This is a genomic window from Ohtaekwangia kribbensis (genome assembly GCF_042676245.1).
GTDB lineage: Bacteria > Bacteroidota > Bacteroidia > Cytophagales > Cyclobacteriaceae > Ohtaekwangia > Ohtaekwangia kribbensis.
The window spans coordinates 789,050-808,136 of record NZ_JBHTKA010000008.1; the positions used below are offsets into that span (position 1 = coordinate 789,050).

The 19,087-nt window shown below is 43.6% G+C and carries 15 protein-coding genes; 11 read left to right on the forward strand and 4 right to left on the reverse strand.

The features are described from left to right. Positions 1-77 precede the first annotated feature (77 nt). From infB to ACFQ21_RS24360, 4 genes are all read left to right on the forward strand, one after another. Positions 78-2,966, forward strand: a complete 2,889-nt coding sequence (gene infB / locus ACFQ21_RS24345; RefSeq protein ID WP_377583612.1) for a translation initiation factor IF-2 — start codon at positions 78-80, stop codon at positions 2,964-2,966. Between the two features lie 118 nt (positions 2,967-3,084). Beyond that, on the forward strand, positions 3,085-3,720 hold the full coding sequence (locus ACFQ21_RS24350; RefSeq protein WP_377583615.1) for a lipid-A-disaccharide synthase N-terminal domain-containing protein: 636 nt from the start codon (positions 3,085-3,087) through the stop codon (positions 3,718-3,720). Positions 3,721-3,744: 24 nt separating this feature from the next. Then, positions 3,745-4,938, forward strand: coding sequence for a THUMP-like domain-containing protein (locus ACFQ21_RS24355; RefSeq protein ID WP_377583617.1), 1,194 nt, complete (start codon positions 3,745-3,747; stop codon positions 4,936-4,938). 69 nt (positions 4,939-5,007) lie between these two features. Beyond that, positions 5,008-6,195: a class I SAM-dependent rRNA methyltransferase gene (locus ACFQ21_RS24360; RefSeq protein WP_377583620.1), complete on the forward strand. Its 1,188-nt coding sequence runs from the start codon at positions 5,008-5,010 to the stop codon at positions 6,193-6,195. A 2-nt stretch (positions 6,196-6,197) separates the two neighbouring features. Here ACFQ21_RS24360 and ACFQ21_RS24365 read toward each other — a convergent pair whose 3' ends face one another. Continuing rightward, a complete protein-coding gene (locus ACFQ21_RS24365; protein WP_377583623.1) occupies positions 6,198-6,647 on the reverse strand; it encodes a nuclear transport factor 2 family protein in 450 nt (149 codons plus the stop codon). A gap of 294 nt (positions 6,648-6,941) precedes the next feature. Between ACFQ21_RS24365 and yajC the strand changes: the two genes are divergently transcribed. The 7 genes from yajC (at position 6,942) to ACFQ21_RS24400 (ending at position 15,345) form a co-directional block, all read left to right on the forward strand. Further along, the gene (gene yajC / locus ACFQ21_RS24370; protein WP_377583626.1) at positions 6,942-7,253 is read left to right on the forward strand and encodes a preprotein translocase subunit YajC; all 312 of its coding nucleotides are present in this window, start codon (positions 6,942-6,944) and stop codon (positions 7,251-7,253) included. Positions 7,254-7,409: 156 nt separating this feature from the next. Beyond that, positions 7,410-8,246: a hypothetical protein gene (locus tag ACFQ21_RS24375; RefSeq protein WP_377583629.1), complete on the forward strand. Its 837-nt coding sequence runs from the start codon at positions 7,410-7,412 to the stop codon at positions 8,244-8,246. A 3-nt stretch (positions 8,247-8,249) separates the two neighbouring features. Next, positions 8,250-8,852, forward strand: a complete 603-nt coding sequence (gene coaE, locus ACFQ21_RS24380; protein WP_377583632.1) for a dephospho-CoA kinase — start codon at positions 8,250-8,252, stop codon at positions 8,850-8,852. Positions 8,853-8,929: 77 nt separating this feature from the next. Further along, complete coding sequence (locus ACFQ21_RS24385) at positions 8,930-9,982, forward strand: efflux RND transporter periplasmic adaptor subunit (RefSeq protein WP_377583635.1); 1,053 nt, start codon at positions 8,930-8,932, stop codon at positions 9,980-9,982. A 10-nt stretch (positions 9,983-9,992) separates the two neighbouring features. Continuing rightward, positions 9,993-13,103, forward strand: a complete 3,111-nt coding sequence (locus ACFQ21_RS24390) for an efflux RND transporter permease subunit (RefSeq protein WP_377583638.1) — start codon at positions 9,993-9,995, stop codon at positions 13,101-13,103. Continuing rightward, a complete protein-coding gene (locus tag ACFQ21_RS24395; protein ID WP_377583641.1) occupies positions 13,093-14,418 on the forward strand; it encodes a TolC family protein in 1,326 nt (441 codons plus the stop codon). Before ACFQ21_RS24390 ends, ACFQ21_RS24395 begins: the two co-directional genes overlap by 11 nt. Before the next feature lie 111 nt (positions 14,419-14,529). After that, entirely contained in the window at positions 14,530-15,345 is an 816-nt protein-coding gene (locus ACFQ21_RS24400) for a purine-nucleoside phosphorylase (RefSeq protein ID WP_377583644.1), read from the forward strand. Positions 15,346-15,402: 57 nt separating this feature from the next. On the opposite strand, the gene ACFQ21_RS24405 is transcribed toward ACFQ21_RS24400, so the two are convergent. The 3 genes from ACFQ21_RS24405 to dxs all read right to left on the reverse strand — a co-directional run bounded on the left by ACFQ21_RS24405 (position 15,403) and on the right by dxs (position 18,986). Continuing rightward, the gene (locus tag ACFQ21_RS24405) at positions 15,403-16,155 is read right to left on the reverse strand and encodes a hypothetical protein (protein ID WP_377583647.1); all 753 of its coding nucleotides are present in this window, start codon (positions 16,153-16,155) and stop codon (positions 15,403-15,405) included. A gap of 150 nt (positions 16,156-16,305) precedes the next feature. Beyond that, a complete protein-coding gene (locus tag ACFQ21_RS24410; RefSeq protein WP_377583650.1) occupies positions 16,306-17,067 on the reverse strand; it encodes an alpha/beta fold hydrolase in 762 nt (253 codons plus the stop codon). Continuing rightward, positions 17,067-18,986, reverse strand: coding sequence for a 1-deoxy-D-xylulose-5-phosphate synthase (gene dxs, locus ACFQ21_RS24415; protein WP_377583652.1), 1,920 nt, complete (start codon positions 18,984-18,986; stop codon positions 17,067-17,069). The genes ACFQ21_RS24410 and dxs overlap by 1 nt, the downstream gene beginning before the upstream one ends. Positions 18,987-19,087: the final 101 nt, after the last annotated feature.

Genomic DNA, 19,087 nt, shown 5'->3' on the forward strand with positions numbered 1-19,087 from the left:
CTGTGAACAATAAGTTAAATTGCGGGACTACACGCATTTGAATTTTAAAGTCCTTAAAAAAACAGGCATATTTGAATATGGCAGAAGAAAAGTTGATCAGGTTGAGTCAGGCTGCAAGAAAGCTCAATGTGGGGCACAATACCATCTTGGACTTTCTGGGGAAGAAAGGTTTTGAGGTTGAGAATAACCCCAACGCTAAACTCACGCCTGAGCAATTCAACCTTTTGTCTAAAGAGTTTGCCTCTTCTGCTACCGACAAACTGGAGGCGTCAGGCCTTCACATCGGAGCCAAACACACCGACAACCTTGTGTTGGAAAGCGAGAAAGAACTCGCCAAGAAACGTGTAGAGGAAGAAGAGCGCATAATGATTAAAAACCTCGGATCCAAAGAGGTTAAGGCAAAAGAAGAAGCAAAACAACCCGATAAAGTTGAACGTGAGAAACCGAAACTGGAGGGGATTAAAGTTGTTGGTAAAATAGATCTTGAAAAGAAACCGGCTGCAAAAACGGAAGCACCAGAGCCTGAAGTAAAACAACCACCGGTTGAAGAAAAACCAGTTGTTGAGAAGAAGGAAGTAAAAGAACCTGTTGTTGCTAAAGAAGTAAAAGAACCGGAAAAAGAGGTTGTTAAAGAAGAAATAAAAGAAGTACCTCAGCCGGTAGCAGTTAAAGAAGTACCGAAAGAGCCTGTTGTTACAGCGCCTCCAAAAGTAGTAGAACAACCTCCAGTTGTTACCGAAAAGGCAGAGCCTGAAATGGAGCTCATCAAAGCAAAAGCCGACCGACTGAAAGGATTAAAAGTTGTTGATAAGATTGAACTGCCGGTAGATAAGAAAAAAGATTCTCCGGTTGCTTCGTCTGATACAAAAGATGATCGTAAAGGCAAGCGTCCGCGTAAGCGTATTCCGACTGACGATCAGAAAGGTCCACAACAAGGTGGTCAACAAGGTCAGGGTCAGGGACAACGTCCTAACCAACCCGGACAGCAGCGTCCTCATCAGCAGCATGGCCATGGTCAGCAGAGAAGAGGTCCGCATCCGCCAAGAGTTCAGAAGGAAGAACCTACGGAGAAGGAGATACAAGATCAGATACGCGCTACACTTGCCAAACTAAGTGGCGGTGGTAAAAAAACAAGCGGATCGAAATATAGAAGAGAGAAACGTCAGGCTAATTCCGAAGCCCAGGAGCAGCAAATGCTTCAGGAGCAGGAGGCATCCAAGACACTGCGCGTAACAGAGTTTATCTCGGCGAACGACCTGGCATCGCTTATGGATGTATCCGTGAATGATGTTATCTCAACCTGTTTGAGCTTAGGTATGTTCGTGTCCATTAACCAGCGTCTGGATGCTGAAGCAATTACCGTAATTGCAGACGAGTTTGGTTATGCAGTTCAGTTCACTTCTGCGGAAGAAGAACTTGAAGTGGAGGAAGATACCGATAGTGAAGAAGATCTGTTGCCACGTGCACCGATCGTTACCATCATGGGTCACGTTGACCACGGTAAAACTTCATTGCTTGACTATATCCGTAATACGAAAGTTACAGCGTCTGAAGCCGGTGGTATCACACAGCACATCGGAGCGTACGATGTAACAACGAAGAGTGGTAACAAGATCGCATTCCTCGATACACCAGGTCACGAAGCCTTTACTGCAATGCGTGCCCGCGGTGCTAAACTTACCGATATAGCTATCATCGTTGTGGCGGCTGACGATGACGTTATGCCTCAAACGAAAGAAGCCATCAACCACGCACAGGTTGCCGGTGTACCGATTGTTATAGCGATCAACAAAGTTGATAAGCCAAGTGCGAACCCGGACAAGATTCGCGAATCACTTTCGAAGATCAATATACTTGTTGAAGAGTGGGGTGGTAAATATCAAAGCCAGGAAATTTCTGCAAAGTCAGGTAAAGGTATAGATGACCTGCTGGAGAAAGTGTTGCTCGAAGCCGAGCTTCTTAATCTCAGGGCAAATCCGAACAGAAATGCTACGGGTTCAATCATCGAAGCTTCTCTTGATAAAGGCCGTGGCTATGTAGCAACGGTAATGGTACAGACCGGATCACTTCGTGTTGGAGATATAGTATTGGCTGGTGCACACTACGGTCGCGTAAAAGCGATGTTCGATGACACTGGTAAGAAAGTAAATGATGCCGGACCATCTACACCGGTAGTATTACTCGGTCTCGATGGTGCACCGCAAGCGGGTGAAAAGTTCATGGTAATGGAAACAGACCGTGAAGCTCGTGAGCTTGCAGCGAAGAGAAGTCAATTGCTACGTGAACAAAGTATACGTACGAAGAAACATATTACACTCGATGAGATCGGAAGACGTCTCGCGATTGGAAGCTTCAAGCAATTGAATGTAATTGTGAAAGGTGACGTGGATGGATCTGTAGAAGCACTCTCGGATTCATTGCTTAAACTTTCAACACCAGAAATACAGGTTGCTATTATACACCGTGGTGTTGGTCAGATATCAGAGTCTGATGTATTGCTTGCATCAGCATCGGATGCGATCATCCTCGGCTTCCAGGTGCGTCCATCCAATTCAGCGAAACGCGTGGCTGAGAATGAAGAGATCGAAATACGTCTCTACTCGATCATCTACGATGCGATCAACGATGTGAAGGCAGCGATGGAAGGTATGCTTGCTCCGGAAACAGAAGAAGTAATTGTAGGAAATGCAGAGGTTCGCGAAGTCTTCAAGATTTCGAAAGTAGGAACCATTGCAGGTTGTATGGTTACCGATGGTTCTGTGAAGCGCTCTAACCCGATACGCCTCATCCGCGATGGCATTGTGGTATACGCTGGTAAACTCGGTTCACTCAAGCGTCATAAAGACGATGCAAGCGAAGTACGTTCAGGTTTCGACTGCGGTATAGGTATTGATGGCTTCAACGACATGAAAGTCGGAGATGTGATCGAAAGCTACGAGCAGCGTGAAGTCAAGCGAACGCTGTAATTCGATAATATAGTATCAATGAAGCCTGGCCAGTCATGGTCAGGCTTTTTTAATCTTAACGTTAACACAACGTAGGAGTCTTTTTACCTCTGTTCTTTTGTAGTACACCACGGGAAGTATGCAGCTATATTGGATTTATGCACTCGGTTTTTTTGCACAGTCGTTGTTTGGTGCACGACTGGTTGTGCAACTGTTTTACTCTGAGAAGCAGGGAAGAGTTGTATCGCCTACTATATTCTGGCAGTTGAGTTTGCTTGCTTCGTTCTTGTTTCTCATCTACGGCATCATTCGCGATGATGTGGTGATTATAATCGGCCAAACGTTATCGTACTTTATATATATACGCAATCTTCAACTCAAAAACGATTGGACCAAAATTCCATTGGTGCTGCGTGCTGTTTTGCTACTGCTTCCGGTAGCAGCATTTACCTATATAATTGCTGGTTCGGATAATAAACTTGATCAGATCTTTTCAAAGAATGATTTCACAAACCCGATCATTTTTGCGGGTGCTATAGGTCAGCTTATGCTCAACCTGCGATTTGTATACCAGTGGTATTATTCGGAGAAGCATAAAACATCTATACTTCCTTTGGGATTTTGGGTTATCAGTACAGGCGCTTCTGTTCTTATACTTACCTATGCAACGTATCGTATCGATCCGGTTTTGCTGGTGGCTCAGAGTATGGGTATAGTAGTATACGTTCGAAATATATTTATACACTTTAAATCCAAAGCGAAGGCTGCGATTTAAAGATCATCCCGATTATACTTGGTCGTGCTATCACTTCTTTCAGAAAAAGTACAGCAGTTCATTCATCAACATGCGAATGATGATGAACGGGAGCTTGTACTTAAATACAAGGAAGTTGACGGTGTTCCGTTAGCCCGCATTGCAGAACAGATTGCAGGCCGTAGAAAAGCAAAAGACAAGCTGCCCACTTTTTATAGTACATCTGGTATACTATATCCGCCAAGCCTTAACCTGGAACAAAGTTCCTCCGAGCAGACAGCAGCATTCAAAACCAGGATAATCGAAGAGGAATCAATCGGAAAAGAAACAGCCGTAGATCTTACGGGTGGCTTTGGCGTAGATGTATATTTCCTTAGCAGGATATTCAGGAAAGTTGAGTATATAGAACCTGACGAATCACTGCTGCAAATTGTACAACACAATCATAAAACGTTACGCGGCTATAACATTTCGCATCATCATACAAAAGCCGAAAATTTTTTAGAGTCTTCATGGAAAGCTGATCTGGTGTTTATCGATCCATCACGCAGAAATAAAGGTCAGAAGGTTTTTAAACTCAGCGATTGTGAACCCGATGTCACTGCGCTGTATAAAAATATTTTTGAGAAGACAGAACACCTGCTCATTAAAACATCACCGCTACTGGATATACAACAGGCATTGCGAGAACTGCCCACGGTGTACAAAGTATATGTACTATCGGTAGCAAATGAATGCAAGGAACTGCTGTTTCTCTGCAAGAGAATGGTTCATGGTGAACCTGAAATTGTAACGGTAAATATTCTCTCAACACATATCGAGAGATTCTCATTCACCAAAGTGCAGGAGCAGCAGGCTGCTGTTGATTATAGTTCACCTCTTGCATATTTATATGAACCCAACACTTCGCTCCTGAAAGCCGGTGCTTTTAGAATTGTTGGATCATCGTATGGCCTTTCCAAAATAGATGTGAGCACACATCTATATACCAGCGCTGAATATCGGTCCGATTTCCCGGGACGAATTTTTCAGGTGGAGGCACTTGTTAAAAATGATCCGAAAGTTATTCAAACATACTTCCCGGAAGGCAAAGCAAACGTCATGACACGAAACTATCCGTTGTCGGCAGAAGAGCTTAAGAAGAAAGCAAAGCTGAAAGATGGCGGTAATAAATTTTTGATAGGCTTCTCCGGTCCCAAAGAAAAATTTCTTGCCGTTGCCAGGCGAGTATTGGTGTAGAAGAGCAAATTTATTCTTCATGAAACACGCCTCACTTTTCTTTAATACTTTTGCAGCAATTATTGAACTATGACTATTTCGGGCGACATCATTCTGAAGAAAGGTAAAGAGTACTCCATCGAGCGTTTTCATCCGTGGATTTTTTCCGGTGCTATTCAAAAAATGCAAGGCAATCTTACCGATGGATGCTCGGTAAGAGTATTCAGCTACAAAAATGAAGTACTTGGCTATGGTCATTATCAGAACGGAAGTATTGCTGTAAGAATGCTGAGCTTTGATGCACAAGCGCCTGCGGAGGACTTCTGGATAAACAAACTGTCTAATGCATTAAACGTACGCAGAAGCTCTGGCTTGCCGACTGCAAACACGAACGCGTTCAGACTTGTACATGGTGAAGGTGATGGTTTACCCGGACTGATTATAGATGTATACGATGGTGTGGCGGTAGTACAGGCGCACGATGCCGGCATGCACCTTGATCGTCATGAAATATCACAGGCGCTACAGATAGTTTTAGGTCAAGAACTGAAGGTAGTATACTATAAAAGTCATGGTACGTTGCCTGGTAAATTACGCGATGCACAGCAGGACGAATATCTCTTCGGAGCAGGTATACCTGCACACGTTGTGGTTGAAAATGATAACAAGTTTTTGATCGATTGGGAAGAAGGACAGAAGACCGGATTTTTTCTTGATCAACGTGAAAACAGAAAATTACTGGGCGACTTTTCCAAAGGTAAAAAGGTGCTTAACACATTCTGTTATACCGGAGGATTCTCGGTGTATGCACTGCATGCAGGGGCCGAACTCGTTCACTCCGTAGATGCTTCCGAGAAAGCTATAGCACTGACACGAAAGAATCTAGAACTTAATGGATACAATGCCACTACACATACATGTTTCGCTGTCGATACATTTGATTTTCTGAAAGACAAGCAGGATCAATATGATGTGATTGTACTTGATCCTCCTGCTTTTGCCAAGCATCGCGATGCGCGCCATCAGGCTGTGAAAGGATATCAGCGTCTCAATACAGAGGCTATGAAGAAAATCAAGGCAGGAGGTATAATATTTACCTTCTCGTGTTCGCAGGTGGTAGATCGTCAGCTGTTTTACGATACCATTGTATCAGCCGCTATACAAGCAGGCCGACAAATAAAAGTATTACATCACCTTTCACAACCTGCGGATCATCCTGTATCTATATTTCATCCGGAAGGAGAATACCTGAAAGGCCTCGTGCTATATGTGGAATAACTTTACTTAAAGTGCCACTCTTTTACCGTGCGATGTGAAATCAGTTGCCAGCTGTTATTGCGTAGGGCAAACACGCGAACATACCGTATACCATAGCGCACCAGCTTATCTGCATCACTTCGTGTAATGGCAAGACTCCCCGTTACAATAGCAACATTGTCATGGAGCTCTACCAGTGTAGAATCATGCACGCGTGAAGTAAATTTCTTCGTGGGATTTTCTACGTCCTTTATCCAACTGGTTTTCCCTTCTACATAGCCGGTGCCGTGAGTAAAAACGAAGTCGTCTGCATATAACTGCTTTAGTTTGTTTACGTCTTTTTTTACAACAGCTTCGTCAATACTTCGGTTAATGTTATCAACAGTTTTTTGTGCCTCGATAGTTTGTGGATAACCATATATATACCCTGCTATGCATGGAACTAAAAGGAGATATTTTAATACTAATTTCATAGTGCTTGCTGTAAGGCGAATTAGGGTTATTACCTCTTGTTGACCAAGATAGAAAATGATTGTATCAATTACAGGTATATCTTTTTAGGGATATCAAAAGCAGTGTGAATTCGGATGGTGACCGGGAAGCGTCTCTACACCGGAATGACTTCTTCCCCTGACGCTCCTTCAAAGCCTTCCAAACATAGGACAAGCGGTTCTATAAAGGCGTTTAACGGGTTGAATTCCTGGCAATAAAGCTTGGTATGTTTGCTCTAATTAGGATAACTTTGGACTCTTAAAATAAAAAACAATATGTACTCAATCCTGTTACAAGCGCAGCAACAAAGCAATCCTTATTTTCAGTTTATTTTCTTTGGAGCGATCATCGTGGTATTCTATTTCTTCATGATCCGTCCGCAACAGAAAAAAGCAAAAGATCAGAAGAAATTCTCAGAGGAGATCAAGCGTGGCGATGCAGTTGTTACGATTGGTGGTGCGCATGGTACCGTGGCAGAACTCGAAGGCGATACGTTTATTCTGGAAGTAGAGAAAGGCGGCCGCATCCGTTTCAACAAGTCTGCCATATCCATGGAAGCAACCAAAGCAGCTGCTAACAAAAAATAAAAACGTAAGCGTGCCATCACGCCTAAACGTACACACCAAAACACGTAGTAACGTACACACCTAAATTTATTCAGCTTGTTGCGTTTAGATAGAAAAAACTGGAAGGCCGTTGTACTGTGTTTGTTCGCAGCTACGGTCTTCTGGTTTTTTAACGCGTTGAATAAGAACTATACCACCAACATTACCTTTCCCGTTAAGTTTGATTACGATCACGAGAATTATATACCTATTCACCCGCTGCCGCAGATTGTCCGCATCAACGTAACGGGTATAGGGTGGGACCTGTTTCGAAGAAGTCTCGGGTTAAAAGTTCCTCCCCTGGTAATTCCGCTGGAGCGACCTGTTGAAGTAAAAAAGATTGTAGGCAGTACGTTGCCTCCGTTGTTTGCAAACCAGCTTGAGCGACTTCAAATTAATTTTGTCTTAACCGATACACTACACGTAGCAATAGAGCCGAAAGGAAGAAAGTGGATAACGCTTGCGGTTGATACACCATCTATACTCTTCAAGAATGGGTATATCATGACGAGTAAACCAACCATTACACCCGACAGTATTTTTATTGAAGGACCCTGGAAGTTGGTGAAGAGTATTTCAGAGCCATTGTATTTAAAACTCCCGCAACGCAACATTGATGAAAACTTTCACAACGAAGTTGAAGTACAATTTGTAAACAGCGAACTCATCCGCAGAAATCCGCCTACGGTACATGTAAATTTTGAAGTGGACTTGTTGCGGCAAATGACAGATTCAATTCGCGTTGTACTGATCAATCTTCCGAAAGGTGCGCGACCTTCACTTGGTTTTCGAAGGTTGCCCTGTACGTTTGCTATACCACAACGTGCTATGAACACCTATCATCGCGACTCTCTGAAAGCTATTGTAGACCTCGGGAATTTCTCGCGCGGTGTTAAGCGGGTGCAACCTGTTTTACAGGGGTTGCCTCCATACTCTAAGGTGATTAAGGTTGATTCCCTATACATTAAATTTTAAAGTGTGAGCAATCCTCTTCAAATTGGTATTACCGGAGGAATCGGTTCGGGTAAAACACTCGTCTCAAAAATTTTTGCATGCCTTGGTATTCCTGTATATGATGCAGACAGCCATGCGAAAGAACTAATGACCACCGATGGAATTCTCGTATCACAGATAAAGAAAGAATTCGGTGATTTGTCGTACCTAAGCGATGGAACCCTGAATCGGAAATACCTGAGTGAAGTAGTATTTAACAAGCAGGAGAGACTGGATGTGCTGAATAAACTGGTGCACCCTCGCGTAGGTGAAAATTATACCCAATGGGTAAAGCGTCATAACAACAAAGCGTATGTACTGAAAGAAGCAGCGCTTTTGTTTGAGACAGGCTCTTATCAGGCGCTGGATAAAATTATTGTAGTTCATGCTCCGGAAGAAGTGCGCATTAAAAGAGTTATACATCGCGATGGGAGGGCTGAACAGCAAGTGCGGGAAATAATACGTAAGCAGATGTCTGAGGAAGAAAAACTGAAACGTGCAGACTTCATAATTTACAACGATGAGTCTTCCCTGATCATCCCTCAAGTGCTCTCGCTGCACAACCGTCTTCAGATGCAAATAGCCTGATTGGTCCACTAATTCCTTCCTGAACCAGATCAGTATCGCGCGTGTTAATTAAAAAGCTATTGAACCTTAATTGTATAATGTCAAGATTTAGTATTCTATTGTTTGCGTTTGCATTGTTGCTTGGTGCTTCCTGTAAATCAAAGAAAGAAAACCCGGCAGCAGCTGGTCGCCCGCGTATGCAGGGGCCGGTAACGGCTGATGCATTTCGTGTAGCAAGAAGTTCTATAAGCGAAAATATAGAAGTACCAGGTTCACTACTCCCCTTCGAAGAAACACAACTCCGTGCTGAAGTAGGAGGACGCATTGTATCATTGAATATAAATGAAGGTGCACTCGTGCAGAAAGGAACATTACTGGTAAAACTATTCGATAAAGATCTGCAGGCACAGTTGAAAAAACTGCAGGTACAACTTCAGATCAAAGTAAAAACAGAAGAACGCAACCGCGAGCTGGTAAAGATAAATGGTATCAGTCAGCAGGATTATGATCTTGCTGCACTCGATGTTGAAAACCTGAAAGCAGATATAGAGTCAACCGAGATCGCTATATCTAAAACCGAAATACGTGCGCCTTATACCGGCAGAGTCGGCTTGCGCAACATAAGTTTAGGAGCCTATATATCGCCTACCGATATAATAACAACAATCCGCCAGGTCGATCGGTTAAAGCTTGAATTTTCGGTTCCTGAAAAATATGCAAAGGAACTTCAGAAAGGATATAAAGTAAGTTTCAAAGTAGACGGTGGAAGTCAGTCTCACAAAGCTACTATTCTGGCAACCGAGAGCAGCGTTGATCAGAATACCCGAACACTGAAGATACGTGCTATTGTGAATGAAAAACACTCCGAACTCGTGCCTGGTATATTTGCTAAAGTAAATCTGCAATTAGGTCAGGATAACCAGGCGTTGCTGGTGCCTACGCAGGCAGTGATACCTACAGCTCGCGACAAGCAGGTTATACTTGTTCGTAACGATAGCGTGATATTTACCAGTGTGCAGACGGGTATACGTGACTCAGCCTATATACAAATCCTTACAGGACTCAAGCCTGGCGATACTGTAATAACCTCCGGGTTAATGGCTATACGGCCAACATCCAAAGTTAAAATAACAAAGGTGAACACCCTCTAAGGAAAACACTATGAACATTTCTGAAGTAAGCTTACGAAGACCGGTACTGGCATTTGTGATGAACATCATCCTAGTGCTGTTCGGAATTATAGGCTTTAACTTTTTGGGTATACGCGACTATCCCGCTATCGATCCACCGGTAGTGAACGTGCGCACTACATATTCCGGTGCGAATGCTGATATCATTGAATCACAGATCACGGAGCCACTGGAGAAATCAATTAACGGTATAGCGGGTATCAAGAATATTACGTCCTCTTCCAGTGTTGGTACCAGTAACATCAACATTGAGTTTGAGCTGGGTATAGATCTCGAAGCCGCTACAAACGATGTGCGTGATAAAGTATCGCAGGCGATACGATCATTACCTCAGGATCTTCCCAATCCACCGGTAGTAGCAAAGGCTGATGCTAACTCTGACGCGATCATCTCCATGACGGTGCAGAGTACCACCAAGAATTCATTACAACTAACTGAATATGCTAACAACGTATTGGTTGAACGTCTGCAAACAATTCCCGGGGTAAGCAGTGTACAGATATGGGGAGAGAAGCGCTATGCCATGCGCATCTGGCTGGACCCTGCTAAACTCAGTGCCTATAGCTTAACACCTCTCGATGTACAGACTGCTCTTAACAAAGAGAACGTTGAATTGCCTTCCGGTAAAATAGCCGGTAATGCAACGGAGCTTACAGTAAGAACATTCGGTAAACTATATACTGAAGAAGATTTTGAAAGAGTAATTATCAAATCAACAGCGCAGGGCGATATACGCTTGCGTGATATAGGGCAGGCGCTACTCGGACCGGAGAACGAAGAATCTATTCTGCGTGAAAGTAATATACCAATGGTGGGGCTTGCTATCGTTCCGCTGCCGGGTTCCAACTATGTAGAGATATCCGATGAGTTCTACAAGCGTTTGGAGCAGATCAAGAAAGAAGTTCCGGAAGACATCAAGTTGGATATAGCGATGGACCAAACCGTGTTCATCAAACGTTCCATCGAGGAAGTAGAAGAAACGTTGATCATTTCATTCCTGCTCGTGGTGTTGATCATCTACTTGTTCTTCCGCGATTTTATCATTGCCATACGACCGCTAATAGATATACCGGTATCGCTCGTGGCTACATTCTTCATTATGTACCTGTGTGGTTTCTCGGTAAACGTACTCACTATGCTGGGTATTGTACTGGCTACAGGTCTCGTGGTGGATGATGGTATAGTGGTTACCGAAAATATATACAAGAAGCTGGAGCAGGGTATGAATAAATACCAGGCTGCACTCGAAGGCTCTAAAGAGATTTTCTTTGCCGTAATCTCTACTTCTATTACGCTCGCGGTTGTATTCCTTCCTATACTTTTCCTGCAGGGATTTGTTGGCCGCTTGTTCCGTGAGTTTGGTATTGTTGTGGCGGCAGCCGTACTGGTGTCTTGCTTTGTATCGCTTACGCTTACACCCGTGTTGAGTGTAAAGCTCACCCGCAGCCAGCATGAGCACTCGTGGTTCTATCGTGTAACCGAACCATTCTTCAAAGGTATGGAAGATGGATACAGACGCTTGCTCGAAGGCTTTATGCGCATACGGTGGGTATCGATTGTGATCATTTTACTATGTATTGCCTCAGCGTGGTTTATAGGAAAAAACATGCAGTCTGAACTGGCCCCGATGGAAGATCGTAACCAGTTCCGTTTACAACTCACGGCTGTAGAAGGAACTTCGTATGACTATATGGATCGCTATGTGCAAGACCTTGTTGGCTTTGTACAGGATTCTATACCGGAATATAAAACAGCTCTCTCGGTTACAGCTCCCGGCTTTACTGGTGGTGGTGCAGTTAACACTGGCTTTGTTCGTGTTACACTGTCTGATCCGCAAAACAGAGATCGATCGCAGCAGGATATAGTAGATATGGTTAACCGTAACCTTTCTCGTTTCCCGGAAGGTAAAGCATTTGCTATACAGGAACAGACTATATCTGTGAACAGAAGAGGTGGTTTGCCGGTGCAGTTTGTAATTCAGAATAATAACCTTGACAAGCTTCGTGCAGTACTTCCTGAATTTCTGGAAGAAGCAAACAGCAACCCGGTGCTGCAAGGTGTAGATATAGACCTTAAGTTCAACAAACCAGAGTTGCGTGTAGAGATCAACCGCCTCAAGGCTGCACAACTGGGTATCAGCGTCCAGGATATAGCACAGACCTTGCAACTGGCCTATAGCAATCTTCGCTTTGGATATTTTACCAAGGAAGGAAAGCAGTACCAGGTAATGGGACAAGTAACACGCATCGATCGTGATGATCCGGATGATTTGAAAAATCTGTATGTACGCACAGGCTCCGGTCAGTTAATCTCATTAGACAACGTGGTAACGGTGCAGGAGTCTACCACACCGCCATCGCTCTATCACTTTAACCGCTATAAATCAGCAACTATATCGGCAGGTCTTGCTCCGGGCAAAACGGTTGGTGATGGTATAAAAGTAATGGAAGAAATCTCGGCTAAATTACTCGATGAGACTTTCACGACATCACTCACAGGTACTTCGCGTGACTATGCGGAGAGTTCCAGTAATACATCTTTTGCATTCCTGCTTGCACTCGTGTTGATATACCTGATCCTCGCGGCTCAGTTTGAAAGCTTTATTGATCCGTTTACGATTATGTTTACGGTGCCGCTGGCGATTAGTGGTGCATTTATATCACTCTATATTTTCGGACAAACGATTAATATATTCTCGCAGATCGGTATGATCATGCTCATCGGTCTTGTTACCAAGAACGGTATCCTTATCGTTGAGTTTGCAAACCAGAAACGTGAAGAAGGTCTCTCCAAAATAGAAGCTGTGCTCGAAGCATCGCGCCTGCGTCTTCGTCCTATACTTATGACGAGTCTTGCTATGGCATTGGGATCTTTACCACTGGCGCTTTCATTAGGAGCTGCTTCAACAAGTCGTCAGCCGCTGGGTATTGTAATTGTAGGTGGAATTATGTTCTCGCTGATATTAACCTTGTTTGTAATTCCGGCCATGTATTCGTTCCTGTCACTTAAAAGAAAACACGTAGCGTTTGGTGACGAGGCATCAGCACCTCAGCCACAAAAAGAATTGGTATATGAAGATTAGACTTTCTGTATTACTCCTTGTTATTTCTTTTTTTCAATTTCAGAACACAGCAAATGCGCAGGAACAAATATCATTAGAACAGGTAATTGCACTGGCTCTTGAAAAAAATTACGATGTACGGTTAGCCAAAAATACATCGGAGGCTTATGCTACAGATCAGAGCTATGCATGGGCTGCCTTTGCACCACAGGTAAATGGCACTGCTGCTATTACACGCAACAATAACAACCAGGAACTTCGCTTTGAAGATGCCACCCGTAACAACAGTGGTAAGGCTGTATCCAACAACACCAACGCTTCGGTGCAACTTAATTGGACTTTGTTCGATGGAACAAAGATGTTCGCTACCGTTGATCGTATTCGCTATATAAATGCACAGGGTGAGTTGCTGATAAAAGACCAGATGGTTACCACGATCGCTAACGTGATCAACAATTATTATGATATAGTGCGTCAGAAGCAACAGCTAAAAGCTACGCAGGAACAGATGGCTGTAAGCGAGGAGCGTGTTAAACTTGCAGAACGAAAATTACAGGTAGGTACCGGTGGTAAACCGGAGCTGCTGCAAGCGAAAGTTGATTTCAATGCACAGCGAACGCTCACCATTCAGCAGGAGTCACTGATAATTCAGTTAAAGGAACAATTGAATGCGCTGGTGGATTCGCAGCTTCCTATACCATACGATGTGGCAGATACCATCATCATTAACCTTGATCTGAAACAGGAGGAACTTGCTTCCAATCTTGAGGCGACTAATTATAGTCTTCGGGCATCGTCAATGAATACCGATATAGCAAAGCTTTCGTTGCATGAACGGAAGGCAGAACTGTTTCCGGTGTTGAGTTTTAACGCAGCCTATAATTACTCGAAGACGGATAACATTAAATTGATCAACCCGTTCTCTGCATTATATAGCCAGTCAGATGGATATAACTACGGCTTAACGTTAACTGTGCCGATCCTGAATGGATTTAACACCAGGCGATTGATCAAGCAGGCAGATCTGAATTATACCCGCCAGCAATTATTCTACGATCAGCTCAAGACGAATGTAAATGCCAACCTGCGTAACGCGTACGTTGACTATGAAAATGCCAAGCGAATATTACTGATCGAAGAAGAAACGATACTCCTTGCCAAAGAGAATGTTTACATCGCACTCGAAGGGTTCAAAAGAGGCATTACTACGTTTATAGAATTGCGTACTGCACAGCAAAGTCTTGCCGATGCCTATAATCGTTTGATCAACGCGCGTTACCTTGCCAAGGTAGCCGAAACAGAACTACTGCGTTTGAATGGTGGTCTGCTGAAATAACAACATCTTTTAAATAAGTATACAGAAGAAGCCCGATTCATACGGGCTTTTTTATTGCTCAGAACTTGCCGGTATATAGTATATTTAACGGGTAGCTTAATACTTAGCAATATGATCGATCAGATAAATGAAGCATCCGACTATATCCGAAAGCGAGGTGTAACACAGCCTGCGATAGGTGTAATTCTCGGTACGGGTCTTGGGAGTCTTTTTGTAAAGGAGATTCAGAATCCCGTAGTAGTAGAGTATCATGATATACCGCACTTTCCTGTTTCAACAGTAGAGTCGCACAAGGGTAAACTTATATATGGGTTACTACAAGGAAAATATGTACTCGCCATGCAGGGACGCTTCCATTACTACGAGGGCTATAGCATGCAGCAGATTACATTCCCGGTACGTGTTATGAAATCGTTGGGGATAAAACACCTGCTGCTGTCCAATGCAGCTGGTAACATGAATTTGAGCTGGAAGAAAGGTGAGCTGATGCTGTTGGACGATCATATAAATTTCCAACCCGATAATCCGCTACGAGGTATAAACAACGATGCACTTGGCCCACGCTTTCCGGATATGAGCAGACCATACTCAACTTACCTGAATAACCACCTGACGAGCATTGCCAAAGAGCAAGGCATAAAGCTTAATATAGGTGTATATGTAAGTGTAACAGGTCCTAACCTGGAGACGCGTGCTGAGTACCGCTTTCTGCGCAACATGGGGGCTGATGCCGTGGGTATGAGTACCGTGCCTGAAGTTATTGTTGCTAATCACATGGGCTTGCCCTGCTGCGCTATATCTGTATTAACAGACGATTGTGATCCGGATAACCTGAAGTCGGTTAATATAGCAGAGATCATTGCTGTAGCCGGTAAGTCCGAGCCCGTGCTTACGAATCTATATAAAGAGTTGATCGCCCGGATTTAACCAAAATAAAAAATCCCGAGGGTAGCCCGGGATTTTTTATGTTATCTAGTAAAAGTGTTATGCCGTTGCTGCAGATGATTCTTCAAATTTCTGAGACATTCTTAACGTAACAGTTTTCTTGGCTTTGTATCCACAATAGCCACACTGGAAATGCTTTAACAGTTCGCCTTCTTCTGTTGCGGAAGGATTTTTCAGAATCTCTTCGCGTACAACTTTAAAGGTTTGATAGTTACACTCAGGGCATTGCAATGCATGCAAGTGACCAGAGTAACGCTCAATTTTAACGTATCCGGTTTCTTCATCTTTCCATACATCGTAGTCAATGGAGAATACATTTTCTTCCGCCTGCATACCTTCATCGAGGTAAGCATCTTCTTCATCTTCACTCAGAAGCTTCATAGCCTTACCGGTTTTCGGAGAAACACGTGGCTTGTAACGAAGTACTTTCAAACGTTTTTCGATAAAGAAGGGATAGTAAAACTTCAAGAGGTTCTGAATGATCAGCGCTACAATTAACCCCATGGCAAATGTTGTAAACACGCGCACGAAAATCCAAAGTGCATTAAGTTCTACGATGTTTGCATTTGCGTAAAAGCAGCAACCGATTACCAGAATAACAGAAGCAATCCATAATGTTTTAATCTCGCTCCGGTTAATGTAATCATATTTGGTTTTGGCATCATTCATCGTTGCTAGTCTCACTACATGATACAAAGCAATCAGAATGGCAATTGCCCAGGCAGCAAACGCTATGTTCTTTGCCATCGAATTCCAAGCGTCATACTGGTGTGGATCTACTATCTCTTCCATGGTTACAGGTTGGTTATTAATATTCCTATTAGCAAATATAGAATCCTGTTTTTATTAAACCTAACACGCGGGCGCGAGTGCACCGAAAACATATACAATTTAATATTGTTTTAGTCAAATTACTAACGGTAATGTAACAAACCATGCGGTTCACTTACAGTGGTCAATAAAAAGTTTAGCAAGGTTAACAGTTTCATCAGGTTTTTCAAACATCCCCATGTGCGCTACATTTGGTATAACATGAAGATGTGATTGTTTACACAACGAAGCCTGTTGCTGTATACTTGCCGCTGAAATGCCCTGGTCTTTTTCACCGGCAATCAACAATACGGGTTTATCAAAATCCTGAAGAACGTGTATGCGTGATGGGCGATCGCGCATGGCCTGCGTATACCCAACCACAGCATCTTCCTGCGATTGAATGGCAATTTCACGAACCGTTGCTATAGCCGGATGCTCCGGGTTGGCAAAAAGTTGCTGGATAAAATTAGATGTGAAAGCGAGTACTCCGTTTTTTTTAACGAACTCAATGGTTTTTGTACGCGACTCTTTTTTTTCCACAGAGTCTTCTGCAGCGGTAGAATGAAAGAGTCCTATACCAGCCAGTCGCTCGGGATTTTTTGCAGCCATCGCGAGTGCTACATATCCACCCAGCGAGTGCCCGATCACCACGGGGTTTTCAATTTTTTGTTCATCCATCCAGTCAAGCAACTGAGTGGCTACTGCTTCTATAGTAAAAGGTAAATCAAGCAGTTTACTTTTCCCGAACCCGGGCAGATCAGGTGTGTAAACTTTATAGTGCTTCGATAACGGTGTGGCGAAATTGTCCCACACATTACTATTCATCGGGAACCCGTGAATGAGAATCACAGGTCTGCCACTTCCTCTTACAGCCGAAAAAATCTTTAACATTACCTCGGTACTAATTCCAACATTTCTACAACGGTGCGTTCAATTCCTTCAGCATCAAAACCACATTCGTGGTGAAGTTCATGTTGCTCACCATGCTCCACTATTCTATCCGGAATTCCCAGGCGTCTTACTTCTGCATGCAGGTTGTTGTCGGCCATGAATTCAAGAATAGCACTTCCGAATCCTCCCTGTAAACAGCCATCTTCTACCGTGATTATTTTTTTATACTGACTGAATATTTCATGCAGCAGTTTTTCATCCAATGGTTTTGCAAAACGCATATCATAATGACCAATGGAAATATTCTGACGGGCGAGTCGCTCGCAAACTTCCACAGCATAATTACCTATATGGCCAAGTGTTAAAATAGCGAGTTCGTTTCCTTCTTTCAATTTACGACCCGTTCCAATCGCTATAGCTTCCATCGGTGTTCTCCACTCCGGCATTACACCCTGGCCACGCGGGTAACGAATCGAGAACGCAAGTTCCGTGCGAGGAAGTTGTGCCGTATACATCAGGTTACGAAGTTCAGCTTCGTTCATAGGGGCTGCTACAACTATATTCGGTAAGCAGCGGAAGTATGCTATATCATACGCACCGTGATGTGTTGGTCCGTCTGCACCGGCAAAGCCTGCGCGATCGAGACAAAAATTAACCGGTAAATTCTGAATGCATACATCGTGCACCACCTGGTCGTAAGCACGCTGCATGAACGAACTATAAATATTGCAGAAAGGCACCAGCCCCTGCGTTGCAAGACCAGCCGAAAACGTAACAGCATGTTGCTCGGCTATACCTACATCAAATGCGCGATCAGGCATCTCTTTCATCATGATGTTCATGGACGAACCCGAAGGCATGGCCGGAGTTATACCTACAATTTTATCGTTGGCTTTTGCAAGCTCTACCAAGGTATGTCCAAATACATCCTGGTACTTAGGTGCCTGCGGCTTCTCGTAAACTTTCTTGAAGATCTCACCGGTAATCTTATCAAATGTACCGGGAGCATGCCATGTGGTAGCATTACCTTTTTCGGCCGGGCCATAGCCTTTACCTTTCACGGTAACACAGTGAAGTATCTTTGGACCTTTTATATTTTTAAGATCGTTGAGGATGGTAACAAGATGATTTACATCATGACCATCTACCGGACCGAAGTAGCGGAGGTTGAGTGATTCGAATAAATTACTCTGACTCAGTAATGTTGATTTTATACCGTTCTCAACTTTTGAGACAATCTCCTGCGCACTCTTGCCGAAGTTGGAAAGTTTACCGAGTAAATTCCATACTTCATCTTTCAGTTTGTTATAGGTACGTGAGGTAGTTATATCGGTAAGGTAATCTTTGAGTGCTCCTACATTCGGATCGATCGACATACAGTTGTCGTTGAGAATGATCAGAATGTTAGAGTCCGATACACCGGCATGATTCAATCCTTCAAAGGCCATTCCACCAGTTAAGGCACCATCGCCAATAACGGCTATATGCTGGCGTTCGTCCTGGCCGAGGTACTTGGCGGCAACAGCCATACCTAACGCTGCCGATACGGAAGTAGAAGAGTGACCAACGCCAAACGCATCGTATTCACTTTCTTTTCTTTTGGGGAAACCTGAAAGGCCGTTATATACACGGTTGGTATAAAATGTATCTCTGCGACCTGTTAAAATTTTATGACCGTATGCCTGGTGTCCTACGTCCCAAACCAGGTTGTCGTGAGGCGTTTTAAAAACATAATGTAAAGCAACGGTGAGTTCTACAACCCCGAGGCTTGCACCGAAGTGGCCTCCATAAACCGAGACATTATCAATAATGAAATGGCGGAGCTCATCGCAGAGCTGAACGAGTTGAGCTTGATCGAGCTTTTTAAGATCGTCAGGCGAGTTGATCTCTGCCAAAAGTTTTCCCGGAGTTATCAGCATGGGTTTTTGTGGATTATATGCCTCTTATAAACAATAATTGAAGGTAAGAGTTTTAAACTATCGCTCCTAACCTGCGTTTTAACGTACCAATTGACCGAAAA

Excerpts from the sequence above, each read along its gene's own strand:
- infB (WP_377583612.1), top strand. The coding sequence starts at position 78 with ATGGCAGAAGAAAAGTTGATCAGGTTGAGTCAGGCTGCAAGAAAGCTC.
- ACFQ21_RS24350 (WP_377583615.1), top strand. The coding sequence starts at position 3,085 with ATGCAGCTATATTGGATTTATGCACTCGGTTTTTTTGCACAGTCGTTG.
- ACFQ21_RS24360 (WP_377583620.1), top strand. The coding sequence starts at position 5,008 with ATGACTATTTCGGGCGACATCATTCTGAAGAAAGGTAAAGAGTACTCC.
- ACFQ21_RS24365 (WP_377583623.1), bottom strand. The coding sequence starts at position 6,647 with ATGAAATTAGTATTAAAATATCTCCTTTTAGTTCCATGCATAGCAGGG.
- yajC (WP_377583626.1), top strand. The coding sequence starts at position 6,942 with ATGTACTCAATCCTGTTACAAGCGCAGCAACAAAGCAATCCTTATTTT.
- ACFQ21_RS24385 (WP_377583635.1), top strand. The coding sequence starts at position 8,930 with ATGTCAAGATTTAGTATTCTATTGTTTGCGTTTGCATTGTTGCTTGGT.
- ACFQ21_RS24390 (WP_377583638.1), top strand. The coding sequence starts at position 9,993 with ATGAACATTTCTGAAGTAAGCTTACGAAGACCGGTACTGGCATTTGTG.
- ACFQ21_RS24395 (WP_377583641.1), top strand. The coding sequence starts at position 13,093 with ATGAAGATTAGACTTTCTGTATTACTCCTTGTTATTTCTTTTTTTCAA.
- ACFQ21_RS24400 (WP_377583644.1), top strand. The coding sequence starts at position 14,530 with ATGATCGATCAGATAAATGAAGCATCCGACTATATCCGAAAGCGAGGT.
- ACFQ21_RS24405 (WP_377583647.1), bottom strand. The coding sequence starts at position 16,155 with ATGGAAGAGATAGTAGATCCACACCAGTATGACGCTTGGAATTCGATG.
- ACFQ21_RS24410 (WP_377583650.1), bottom strand. The coding sequence starts at position 17,067 with ATGTTAAAGATTTTTTCGGCTGTAAGAGGAAGTGGCAGACCTGTGATT.
- dxs (WP_377583652.1), bottom strand. The coding sequence starts at position 18,986 with ATGCTGATAACTCCGGGAAAACTTTTGGCAGAGATCAACTCGCCTGAC.